5 protein-coding genes and 1 pseudogene are annotated in these 12982 nt (G+C 57.7%); 3 read left to right on the top strand and 3 right to left on the bottom strand.

The genetic code is table 11. The annotated features are described in order from the left end of the window. The coding region (locus AC1Q9F_RS28255) for an Ig-like domain-containing protein (RefSeq protein ID WP_492634790.1) at positions 1 to 3302 on the bottom strand (3302 nt) is incomplete at its 3' end. Positions 3303 to 3488: 186 nt separating this feature from the next. After that, positions 3489 to 3755, bottom strand: a pseudogene (locus AC1Q9F_RS28250) (DUF6124 family protein); the annotation flags it as partial. A 198-nt stretch (positions 3756 to 3953) separates the two neighbouring features. Here AC1Q9F_RS28250 and AC1Q9F_RS28245 point away from each other — a divergent pair. From AC1Q9F_RS28245 to AC1Q9F_RS28235, 3 genes are all read left to right on the top strand, one after another. After that, positions 3954 to 5891 carry a hypothetical protein gene (locus AC1Q9F_RS28245; RefSeq protein ID WP_492621356.1) on the top strand — a complete coding sequence of 646 codons (1938 nt, stop codon included), beginning with the start codon at positions 3954 to 3956 and terminating at the stop codon, positions 5889 to 5891. A gap of 96 nt (positions 5892 to 5987) precedes the next feature. Further along, positions 5988 to 7916: a hypothetical protein gene (locus AC1Q9F_RS28240; RefSeq protein ID WP_492621355.1), complete on the top strand. Its 1929-nt coding sequence runs from the start codon at positions 5988 to 5990 to the stop codon at positions 7914 to 7916. 134 nt (positions 7917 to 8050) lie between these two features. Then, positions 8051 to 10396: an autotransporter outer membrane beta-barrel domain-containing protein gene (locus AC1Q9F_RS28235; protein ID WP_492621354.1), complete on the top strand. Its 2346-nt coding sequence runs from the start codon at positions 8051 to 8053 to the stop codon at positions 10394 to 10396. Between the two features lie 69 nt (positions 10397 to 10465). Here AC1Q9F_RS28235 and AC1Q9F_RS28230 read toward each other — a convergent pair. After that, positions 10466 to 12982 (bottom strand): immunoglobulin-like domain-containing protein (locus AC1Q9F_RS28230; protein ID WP_492634789.1); only part of this gene is annotated, 2517 nt, incomplete at its 5' end.

Raw genomic sequence — 12982 nt, 5'->3', positions numbered from 1 at the left:
TGGCCCTTGGCGGCGGCGCCGGTCAGGATCACGCTGGTTTCAACGGTGAAGCCGGCATTGGGAATTTCCACATTGCTTGGCGACTTGACCGAGGTGATGGTCGGCGCGGTGGCGGCGGTTACGGTGAAGGTCCGCGCAGCCGAGGTCGCCCCTGTTCCATACAACGCCTTGGCGGTGAAGCTGTGATGCACGGCTGTCAGTCCGGTCACCGTCAGCGTCCAGATCCCGGTCGTCGGATCAGCGACGGGCTGGCCTTTGGACACGGTGCCCAGCAGCACATCGACCTTCTGGCCCTTGGCGGCGGCGCCGGTCAGGATCACGCTGGTTTCAACGGTGAAGCCGGCATTGGGAATTTCCACATTGCTCGGCGAGCCCTTCACCGAGGTGATGGTCGGCGCCGTGGCGGCGGTCACGGTGAAGGTCCGCGCAGCCGAGGTCGCCCCTGTTCCATACAACGCCTTGGCGGTGAAACTGTGAAGCACGGCTGTCAGGCCGGTCACCGTCAGCGCCCAGATCCCGGTCACCGGATCGGCTGTGGGTTGGCCATTGGGCGTCGCGCCATCGAGCAGCTGGACCTTTTGACCGGGGGCGGCCGTGCCGATGAGCGTCACGCTGGTATCGACGGTGTAGCCACCGGGCGGGATTTCGACACCTTTGGAGTCTTCCGCCCGGGTGATGACCGGTTTTACATCCGGAATTGCCTTGACTATATAGGTCCGCAGCGGAAAGGGCACCGCCTCGGCTTCGTTCGGGCTGCCTCCCAAGGCTGCCTTGAATTCGACAACCAACGACGTGGCATCCTTGAGCCCTTGAAGCTCGTTCAGGACCGCAACCAGGATGTTGTAATCGTAATAACCACCGGGAGCGACCCAGTTTGGGTTGGTAACAGAGGTCGGTGCCGTGAAGAGCGTTTTCTCGTAGTCACCACCACTGGCCAATGTGCCCTTGAGGCGTAGCCATACGTACTGTCCCAAGGCAATCAGATCCCACCTTGGAGCGTGAATTGTGGCGGCAGTTTTGATCAGGCTCAGATCCAGCTCTGGCCCGTCGCCGCCATTGGCGGCCTGAAGGATTTTCGGCACGTTGGAAAGATCCAGCGCCAGAGACTGTACCGCCAGGGTGCGGATGCCCGAAGGCAACGGTGTCGCACTCCCGCGTTTCATTGTGTAGCTGACCGTCACCGCTTTGTTCAGGTTGAAAGCCACCACGCTGTTGGCCAGAGGAATCTCTTGCGGGCCGAGCACGGTGACGATTTTTTCCGGCGCCGTGTGTGAGCCTCCCGCCGGCGTACCCGCCGCACCGGTGAAGGTGACAATGATTTTGTCCTGCAACTCCATGCCGACATAGTCAACGATAGCGGTCAGGGCATCCTTCGCGGCATTCGGGACCAGGCTGGTGTCGTTCGGCGCTTCCTTGATTTTCGGGGCTTTCAGATCCAGCGTCACGCCCACTCTGAACGTCTTCTCATCGGAATAACTGGTAGGCCGCCCATCCGCCCATTTGATGTAATAGGACGCCTCGACCGTCCCCCCCTCATTGTCCTTGATCAGTTCGGCCTTGATGGTGAACGGCACCGGTTGGCCGGCAGTAAACGAGGACAGCTTGACCGAGTCAGTGTCCGGACCGGTTTTCGATCCACTCCAGACGCGGAAAACCTCGTCATCCTTGACTGTGTTCAGGTATTCCACGGTCAGCGTGGTGCCGGCCGTGTCCGCTGGCAATACGCCGTCAACCACGCCCTCCACTTTCGGTTCTGGCAGCTCTTTCCTCGGTTTGCCGACGTTCAGGATCTCGGCATGGATCGACTCACGAATGGCATGGGTGGCGTTGACGCGGTTCATCGTGCCCCGCACCGCGTCCTCGATCAGCAAGTGGTAATACAGTTCCAGCTTGCCCCCTTCGATCTGTTTCAGATGAGGGTCGGGGACGTTGATCCGCAACGGTACGCCGGCCGTGATATCGCCATCGGAAATCGGGCGTAACGGCAGGTCGGGTAAATAAGTGCTCAGGTCAGGCCGTGTGCCGAGCCAGAACAGCTTGATCGCCTGGCCGGCAACAAAGGACTTGTCGAATGGAATCGCGATGCGGGCCTGTGTCAGGTCCGGATCGAGGGCACCTTGCGATTGGTCGAGGGCTACCGGGGCCAGCAGGCGCTGGATCTCGCCAATGACATTGATGAACTGGGTCTTGGACATCAGGTCGGCGGAACCGTCGGCCTTTTTCAGGCGAAAGGACAAGCCGATCTGGGTCTTGGCCAGTTGCCGTAGTGCGGCATTGGGAATCGGGATCTCGGGGATGTTTGGCACACTGACCAGCGGCTGGCCGGTGATCTCGATGTCGATCGGCGGCCCTTCAACCGGTGTCCCCTTGAGCCGGACGATGGGGATGTCACCGACCTTGAACTTGCTGCCGTCCACGGCAAGGATCTGCGCCGTGCCATCGGCATCCCCGAGTTTGTCGGCGTCCAGCACATTGTTCAGCGTTTCCTTGCACAGTGGTGCACCCAGTCTGTCGGCGTCGACGGCCACCACCACGCGTTGCTCGTAACTCCAGTCTTCGGAGCGGTTGTCGACAGCGTCATAGACCTCGAAGGCCACGGCGAGACCGGCATCCCCGGAGTCCCCGGCATCGCGAATGTCCTGCTCGGTGATGTGCACGATAACCGGCACCTTACCGTCGGCCTGATCCTGGGTCAGCGGTCCGTAGAGCACGAAAACCCCGCCCCAGGTCACCTGAATCCAGTCGCCGGCCGCTGCGTTGAGGTAAGGCTCTGTCCCGTCGTCAGAGGGGCCGATCGTGATCGGCACGCCGGCGGCAACGTTGTTCTTGTCGATGCCGCCCTCGAGAATCTCCTTGGGGATGGTCATTTCAAGTTCCGGGTGGCCTGGGCCTCCGTCGCTGTCATGGCCGCCGGGGCGGGTGAGCTTGACAATTACCTGCATGACTTCGGACGGTTCGGGTGTTCCGCCCTGACGGGTGACGGCGTAGGACAGGGTGGTCAAGCGGTTACTGAAACGGGCGGAGGGCACAAACATCGACAGCGTGGTGTTCACTTCATGAGCGAAGACAGTTTTGTTGAGTACCGGCTCCCGATCCAGGGAAATTACCAGCTTGTCGCCCTCGTTCATGACCCCCCACGGCCCGGCCCGGCACAGCAAGCCCTGTCTGGGAAAGTTGTCCTGCACGGCCGCGATGTTGAGCCCCCAGACATCAGGATTTTGCGAAACGGGGCCGGTGCGGCCGGGAACGTCGAGTTCCTTGAGCACCAGCGGTGATGAGTCAGCGGGGCTGTTGGCAGTCATGGCGCAAACTCCGATCGAATGGCGGGACGATGGAGGCATTGAACGGTGAGGTGGCGTAGTTGGCTACTGTCAGAAATTACAGGTGCGAATGTGTTTAAGACGAACGGTAGGGCCTGAGCGCTGAAACGACAAAACCCGCCGTCCCGATCAAACGGGGCGGCGGGTTTTTCTTTGATCAGTCGGCGATCAAGCTACAGCGGGCGCCTCAGCTTTCAACTCCAGATTATCCAGCACGCGATTCACCGCCAGCTCCCCCAGCATGATCAGCTGCGCAATCCCCAACAGCACATGCCGATGCGAGCCATCCACCAACCCGGCGAAGTCATTGGCCATGACCTTGGCCGAGGTCAGGGTTTCGCAGGCGTCGGCCAGCAGTTCTTCGCTGTCGATGCCGGGGGCGATGAGGTAGCGGGTATTGGGTTTGAGCAGCGGTTTTCGGGGGAGGAGGGGGGATTAGGTAGTGATCCGGTTTGTTAAACGGCTCAGTTTATATCGTTCTGCCGAGTTGCCAGTGGCAGCCAATCTCCGACGGACGGTAGCAAAACCTGTAATTTCTGACAGTAGCAGCCTGTCGGGCAGGGGCATTAAATGAAGCCATTGGTCCGGCGTACCTGCAGCGCGGGGCAGAACTTCAATCGAGGGAGGCTTCAAATGGCGACGCGCGATACCCCTGCCGACCCTCTGTCCGCCGATGAAACCGCGTCAGACAGTGCCCTGATCGATAAGCCGGATGTCCCTGCCGTCCTTGATCCCGATGACCCACGTGGGCTTTTGCCTCTGAGGGCACTGGGGAAGGATCTGGTTGTTTCGTTTGGAGACTTCGGACGCGGTCCTGTCCCTAACGAATCCGATCAGGTCGAGCTGGGGTTCATGTCGACAGGCACCGAGTTCAGAATGGTCGACGAACGCTGGTTCCCGACCAGCGATCTCGTATCCTTCCCGCAAACCCTCAAGGTGCCGAAAGACCTGCTGGTTGCTGGCGTCTATGAGGTTGCGCTCCGGGTTTCAATCTACGGCAGCAATCCCAACGAGGGCGCCCGGAAAACCCTGACCATCGACACGCGCAAACCCAACTTTGGCAACAAGCCCCTGGCCGTCATTTTTCCGCCCGAGTTGATGGGCACGATTACCGAAGCTTTTCTGGCGCAGGAAGGCGAGGTCAGGGTGACTGTGCCTTGGTACACCGACGCCGAGGCGAAAGACCGGGCAGCGTATTACTGGACTGATAACCCAAACCCGCCTGATAGCGAGAAGCCCATTCGCGAACAGGAATTCAGTGCTGAGGATGTGGCTGCCAAAAGCCTGCGCATCACGGTGTACGCGGATGAAATCCGTGCCTGGGGCTCGGGCAAACGCTACCTCTATTATTACTTGAGGGATTGGTCCGGGAATGAAGGACCGATTTCTTATCTGGCGGACATCATGGTTGATCTGACCCCGGCACCGGGGGCCTTGCCGGCGCCAAGGGTGGAGTTGTCCTCCAGAGGCCGGGTGGATCGTCAACATGCCCGTGACCGGCTGTGGGTGTTGATTGATGAATACGATTTTGCCGACTCCCAGCATTGGGCGGCGGTTGACTGGAATGGCACGCCGCTCGACGAGTTCCCGGTCGACCCCTCCGATTTCCCACAAAAAATACCGGTGCCCTGGTCAAAGTTGCATGCCAACGGCGATGGGCCGTTGCGTGCGAAGGTGAGTTACCGGATCCGCCAGGGCACTATTTACTCTCCGCCCTCGCCGGACATTTCAGTGCCGGTCGACTTGACGCTGGCTGGGCAGGATCACGACAAGGCACCGGCACGTCTCAACGAAAAGCTCGCTCTGGTGGAGGTGTACGGGGAAAAGTCTCAGACCAAAAACACCTTGTTGTCTGAAGACCACGGTTTTCCGGCGACTGTCCGGTTCGTACTGTTCGATGATCCCGAGCCCGGTGACTGGATTGATTTCTTCTGGGGCCTTTTTCCGGGAGCCGTCGTTCGTTACGACGTCAAGGCAGATGATTTCTCGGGTAAACAGATCGAGGTTCAGGTGCCGTGGTCCGTTATCGATACCGACAAACAGAATCCGGCATTGCCGGTTCACTACATCACCAGCAATGACGTCAACGAGCAGGAGTCGCTGCCGACTTTTGTCGTGGTGAATATTGTCCTGATCGAGAACCTCAAGGAGCCGGAGTTTCCGGATGGGGGGAAACAGGGCGTACTCAACTGTTGTGCACGGCCACGACTTTGGGAAGGGGTGAGGGTGCGAGTGTTGGCTGACCCTCGAATCGAGCAAGGCGACCGGCTTGTGATTGTCTGGCAGGGGTGTGCCGGGCCTAACGGTACGAGCCCCATTGCGGGAGCTTACGACGAAATCGTTAAGGATCTCGTTTCGCTGCTGCCCGGCGCAGACATCGACATCGTTGTCACAGACTACCCAAAACTGATTGAGCCGATGGTGAATAACGGCTCCGCACTCGTGTATTACCGGCTGGAAAAAAGTAATGGTGGGCGAGGCCGATCCCGTCCGGACTTTGTAGTGATCAATCGAACAATGCCCAGCGGCAAAATTTGCTCGCCAACCAATGATATTTGTGAAGAGAACTGACTTTTTTAGTTAAACCGAAGTGCATGTCCGGAATCTGCCTGATCGTCGGCAGTGGGTGCAGATGACCTGACGCGTCTAGTGATAAGGAGAATAGCAATGACAAAGTCTCAAAAGTTATCGTTGGCACAGGCTGCTCGGAATAAACTGGCTGATTTGCGAAGGGCCATTAGTGAGCGGGCGGGACAGGCACCCGAGGTAGATAATTTATTACCGGCCATTCCCGGCGATGACATAAAGAAACTGCAGTCGGATCGTCAGGGGGCTGACTGCAATGTGACGGTTGAAAATGTGCAAGTTCCCCCTGGTGCAAAACCGGGAGATACATTTATCGCATTAATGAAAGATTTAATCCCTGTCACGGAATTTAAAGAGATTCCTATCCCTGCACCTGCTACTTTAAATTTGACTTTGCCAGGAACGGAAACGGCGACTCCCGGTATATTTCGAATGAGCTATAAAACACTTTATGCCAGCAACTCTGTTACTTCTGATGAATCTGTTTTTTTTATCGATGTTGATGCGCCTAATCACAATAATCCCTTTCCTGAGCCTGTAACGGATCCGACAATTGTCGGAGGTGTGGTGACTCGAGAAATTCTGGAGGCACTGGACGGTATCCCTCTGACAAGTGTTAATCCGACTGATGTGAAAGCGGGTGATAAACTCACGTGCTATTACGGAAAAAGTGATCCTGGCGTTGCGATAGGTACGTTTTTGGTTACGGATGATTTTACTCGGGTGCCGACATTCAAAGTACCAAAAAGTACCGTTATCCTGGCAGGGCAGGGTGATTTCATTGCTTATTTAAAAGCTGAAGATCGTGTGGGGAATATTGGTCCTTCTGGAGCTCCCGCCAAGTTTTCGATCAGATTGACTCCGGCTCCCAGCGGGCTGCAACCACCAGAAATTCCCGAATGGGAAGATGATGGCGTAATCTATTTAAACGACGCTTGGCCATCTGTGGCAGTAGTCATTCCAACCTTCAATGACGGCTTGCCGGGTGATAAGGTCGTAGTAACGATCAACGGGATAGTACAGGGTCCCGCTTCAACAGATGGCACCATTGCCGTGGTTGTCGATGTGCCCTTTGCGGACATAGCTGCAGGAGGCGACGGCCCGAAACAATTCAATGTGACGTATGAGATCGTTCGAGGCACGGATAAATACCCCGAAACGGTGGGCCAAGTGGTAGACGTCGACTTGACTATCGCCGGGCCCGTCAATCCTGAACCTGATCCGGAATTGGGTAATCCGAATCTGGTCAAGTTGGTCGTCAAAGGTTCAACAGCCGATAACGAACTGGTTGAGGGTGATGTCGGTACTGTTGTCGATATTGACTTGACAATCTATGCCGGCTACAAGGCTGGGGACTTTGTCAATCTTTTTTGGAATAAAGTATTGGTTCCGCCACCGGAAGGGCGCTATGCAGTGCTCGGGACGGAAGATCCTGCTTTTAAAATCCCGTTCAAGCTTAAGTCGGAAATTTTCGAGGCGACTGGTAACGGTGAGTTTGAAGCGCGATACAAGATTACCAATCCAACTCAAAACGGTAGCAACAGCAATCCGTCGCCGCCCACCCCGGTTGATGTTTATATTTTTCCGGTTGACTTGCCTGATCCAGTCATTCAACACCTGTTTACCAATGCGGCGGGTAAAAAATATTGTGACTGCAGCTCACTGAGGGATATACCGGTCGTAGGTAAGGCGGCTATTGTCAAAGTGGCGGGGGGAGGGTCTCTAGCGGATGGTATGGTTCTCGACTTCAAATGGATAGGTACGCCAGGGTTGCCGAGTGATCCTGCCATTCCTGACTATTTGTTCCAGAAGACTTTGCAGAACGGGGAACATATAAATGGCTTTGAAGTTTACCTTCCGTTTTCGGCTGCACTCAAACCCATTGGTGACGGAGAAGGGGAAATCATTTATACAACAAACATTGGAGGGAAAACCCACAGCTCCGATGGGCATAAGGAGAGGGTTGTCATGATCGACAATAATGGTACCTTTTGCCCGGGGACTAAGTAAAAGTGATGAATCAGAGGCGGGAAGATTTCCCGCCTTTTTTTCTTCTATCTATCGCGGGATAAATCCTCGTCGAATTAAGGATTAATCCTACATATCTCTCGGCTATCTCCTTGTAGTCTGCGCCCAAATTTCTGATGCCCCTCTATGAGGGGCTTACCCCCGCTCAAAATTTGGAAGGCGTTACCATGAAAACCTGTCCACAGTTGTTTCCCCCCTTGAAAACCAGAAAATCACTGGTATGGCTGATATTCCCACCTGCCCTGCTGTCAAGCTCCATTGCGGTTGCGTTAACCACGATCGGAGCGGGGCAGACCACAAACATCGATCAAAATACTGCCACCGACAATTATCTGGTGCGAGATGGCGGTGTGTTGAACACCAACGGCGCTAATACTTTCGAGGTCTTCGTCCGAGACAATGCTACGTTGAATGCCGTGGGCGGTACCTATACAGGACGTCTGAGTAGCGCGGGGGTGAACATCACCAACGCCAGTGGTGCCCTGGATGACGTCACTGTGACCGGAAACAGCATGGGCATGCTCATCAACCGGGCCAGCGGCACTACCACGGGCTCGACTGCTACGATCAGCAACAGCCGTATCACTGGTGTCACGGCCGGAATTGAAACCGGTGGCGGCAGCACGAGCGTATTGACCAACACCAACGTCACTGCAACCGGGGCGGGGGGGATCGGTCTGAACTCCTTCGGCGCCGATGTCACGGCCACCGGTGGCAGTTTTACCGGCGGCACCAATGGCGCGCGGCTGCGCGCTGACAGCGAAGGTGTCGGCGACGGTGCCAAGCTGACGCTGAACAATGTACGAGTGGAAGGCCAAAGCGGAGCCGCGATTCTCGCTGATTCCGGGGTGAACGCTGATATCCGAGTGCTCAACAACACTCAATTGCTCGCCGGCAACAACCTCCTGCTCGACGTCCGGGGAGCCTCCACCGCCGCCATGACCGTCGCCAACAGCGAGTTGCAGGGCAACATCAACATCGCCGGCAACAGCACCGGCAACCTGACCTTCGATCAAGGCCGCATGACCGGCGATGTGCTGGTCGAAAACGGTTCGACCGCCAACGTCACTCTGCAGAACAGTTCGCAGTTCACCGGCCGTCTCGACAAGGTCAATGGTGTGACCGTCAACAGTGGTTCGATCTGGACCCTGACGGGCAACGACACCGTAGGAACGCTTGCCATGAATGGCGGGACGGTTCGCTTTGGTGCGCAGGATGTGCCGAATACCTTTTACCAGTTGAACGTCGGTACGCTGGCCGGCTCGCCGGATGGTTCCAGTACTTTCGCGATGAAGGGCAACTTTGCCACTGGGCAGCATGACTTCCTCAACGTTACCGGTGTGGCGACCGGGCAGTTCGGTTTGCTGGTGGCGGCGTCCGGCCTGGATGCAGTGAATCCACAGCAACTGACCCTGGTGCACACGGCTGCTGGCGATGCGCAATTTGCTTTGAAGGGCGGACGAGTGGATCTCGGTACCTGGTCCTATGACTTGGCCCAACGACAAAGTGGGACGGGCGGCACTGAGTGGTTCCTCGATCCGACCACCCAGGTGATCAGCCCCGGCGCCAGTGCGGTACTGGCCTTGTTCAACTCTCCGATTACCCTGTTGTACGGCGAAGCCAGTTCACTGCGCAGCCGCATGGGCGAGTTGCGGTTCAACGGTGGAAAGTCGGGCGCCTGGGCACGCACTTATGGCAATCAGTACAACGTTTCCGGAAGATCCGGTGTGGCGTACAAGCAGAACCAGCAAGGGCTTTCCCTCGGGGCCGACGCCCGGGTGAATGACAGCGATGTGCTGGTGGGCGTGATGGGGGGCTTCAGTCAATCCGATCTGAACCTTGAACACGGCACCTCGGGCACGGTCAAGAGTTACTACTTCGGGCCCTACGCGACGTGGATGGACCGCGACACCGGTTACTACGTTGACGGTGTGCTGAAATTCAACCGTTTCCGCAACGAGGCCAAGGTCGGTTTGAGCGACGGCACGCGTGCCAAAGGCGATTACGATAATTGGGGCGTCAGCGCATCGGCGGAAATTGGTCGTCATATCAAGTTGAGCAACGCTTACTTCATTGAGCCGTTCGTTCTGATTTCGGCAGCACAGATCCAGGGCAAGCGCTTCAGCCTGGACAACGACATGGAGGCTGATGGCGATCATGCCCGTTCATTCCTGAGCAAGGCTGGCGCCACGTTCGGGCGCAATTTTGATATCGGCAACGGTGCTGTTGCGCAACCTTATGTGCGTGCAGCCATTGCCCATGAGTTCGCTGACAACAATGAAGTGAAAGTCAACGACAACGTGTTCAACAACGACCTTTCGGGTTCAAGGGCGGAGTTCGGCACGGGTGTGGCAGTGGCGTTGTCGGACAAATGGCAGGTGCATGTCGATCTGGATTACGCCAATGGCGAGCATATCGAACAGCCTTGGGGGGGGAATGTGGGAGTGCGGTATAGCTGGTAAGTCGCTGAGTCTTTCAAAAGCGCCTCATAAACAATGAGGCGCTTTTTTCGTTCTGCAATCGCAGCCGTTTTACTTTATGCCTACCCCGTTTGCGGCACCGTAATGTTGAACATGAGCTTCCGTTCCGGTGACGAGGTTTTTCATGTAGTACCGGGCTATGGGAATTGAGGCCGCCAGATCGGTTGACCAGTAATAATAATTCCCCATGGGCCAACGGCTTCCATAAAGGTTATAGATCTCTCTGAGCTCGCCCAGAGAGGGTAATCGAGCGCCGTTGTTGGCAGCATTGTTCCTCATGGCTGTCCAGTTTCCCCCACCGAGTCCTATGCAATGGATGACGCCTGTCACGGTTACGGTATAGCTCTTTGACTGGTTGGCGGCATCCGTGACTGTAATGCTTGCTGTACCTCTTCCCCTTACGGTTACCAGACCGTTGCCGCTATCAACATGAGCCACCGCGGTGTTATTGGAAGAATACCGATAACCGGGTTGGCCTCCAGACGCTTGATGATGAACGGAGGTGCCTGGACCGAAAGCAGGAAGGATCTGCGGGCTGCCGGGAATCAGGTAGATCTTGCCGCTCAAAGTCACTGGGCTGGTATTGAAATTCAGTGGCGGAATCGGCGAGATGACAGTGAAGCTTCGTGCGTTTGACGTTTGTCCGGTCGTTACAGCCCGTGCGGTGATGGTATGTCCACCCAGTCCTACTGCCAGTGTGGTATTCCAGATGCCTGTATTAAGAGCCGTTGCAACGTGTTTTTGAGTGCTGCCATCGTAGATCCGGACATCATGCAGAGGCGTTACCCGGCCTTGCAACGTGACTGAAGTGTTTGTGGTCGTACCATTGTTCGACAGTTCACCACGGGAATCTCTCACTGAATCTAGCGACGGAGCGGTGTGAACTGCGACGGTGAAGATACGAACCGCCGACTCCGGTTGTGCCCCGTACAGTGCCTTGGCCTTGATGTTGTGCGGCGCGACGCTCAGACCGGTGAAGGTCTTGCTCCAGTCGCCGTTGGCATCGACGTTGGTGACGGGCGCGACGGCGGTGGCGCCGTCATAGAGCTGCACGGTCTGGCCGGGGCCGGCCTTGCCGATGACTGTGACGCTGGTGTCGAAGGTGGTGCCGTTGTGCGGCACGCTGCCCTTGGAGTCGGTGACGTTGGTGATGGACGGAGCCGAGGCGACGGCGACAGTAAAGCTGCGAACTGCGGACTCCGGTTGCGCCCCGTACAGTGCCCTGGCTTTGATGTTGTGCGGTGCAACGCTGAGGCCGGTGAAGGTTTTGCTCCAGTCACCGTTGGCATCGACGTTGGTGACTGGCGCGACGGCGGTGGCGCCGTCATAGAGCTGCACGGTCTGGCCGGGGCCGGCCTTGCCGATGACTGTGACGCTGGTGTCGAAGGTGGTGCCGTTGTGCGGCACGCTGCCCTTGGAGTCGGTGACATTGGTGATGGTGGGGGTCACGGTTTGTGCGACGGTGAAGATACGAACCGCCGACTCCGGTTGTGCCCCGTACAGTGCCTTGGCCTTGATGTTGTGCGGTGCGACGCTCAGACCGGTGAAGGTCTTGCTCCAGTCGCCATTGGCATCGACATCGGTGACGGGCGCGACGGCGGTGGTGCCGTCATAGAGCTGCACGGTCTGGCCTGGGCTGGCCTTGCCGGTGATGGTGACGCTGGTGTCGAAGGTGGTGCCGTTGTGCGGCACGCTGCCCTTGGAGTCGGTGACGTTGGTGATGGACGGAGCCGAGGCGACGGCGACAGTAAAGCTGCGAACTGCGGACTCCGGTTGCGCCCCGTACAGTGCCCTGGCCTTGATGTTGTGCGGCGCGACGCTGAGGCCGGTGAAGGTTTTGCTCCAGTCGCCGTTGGCATCGACGTTGGTGACGGGCGCGACGGCGGTGACGCCGTCGTAGAGCTGCACGGTCTGGCCGGCGCTGGCCTTGCCGGTGACGGTGACGCTGGTATCGAAGGTGGTGCCGTTGTGCGGCACGCTGCCCTTGGAGTCGGTGACATTGGTAATGGATGGAGCCGAGGCTACCGCGACGGTGAAGATACGAACCGCCGACTCCGGTTGTGCCCCGTACAGTGCCTTGGCTTTGATGTTGTGCGGTGCAACGCTGAGGCCGGTGAAGGTTTTGCTCCAGTCACCGTTGGCATCGACGTTGGTGACTGGCGCGACGGCGGTGGCGCCGTCATAGAGCTGCACGGTCAGGCCGGCGCTGGCCTTGCCGGTGACGGTGACGCTGGTGTCGAAGGTGGTGCCGTTGTGCGGCACGCTGCCCTTGGAGTCGGTGACATTGGTGATTGATGGAGCCGAGGCTACCGCGACGGTGAAGATACGAACCGCCGACTCCGGTTGTGCCCCGTACAGTGCCTTGGCCTTGATGTTGTGCGGTGCAACGCTGAGGCCGGTGAAGGTTTTGCTCCAGTCGCCGTTGGCATCGACGTTGGTGACGGGCGCGACGGCGGTGGTGCCGTCATAGAGCTGCACGGTCTGGCCGGGGCCGGCCTTGCCGATGACTGTGACGCTGGTGTCGAAGGTGGTGCCGTTGTGCGGCACGCTGCCCTTGGAGTCGGTGAC

The organism is Pseudomonas sp. GW823-FHT04A03 (assembly GCF_058796615.1).
The sequence above is the reverse complement of the archived record's forward strand: the minus strand, read 5'-3'. Positions and strand labels throughout refer to the sequence as shown.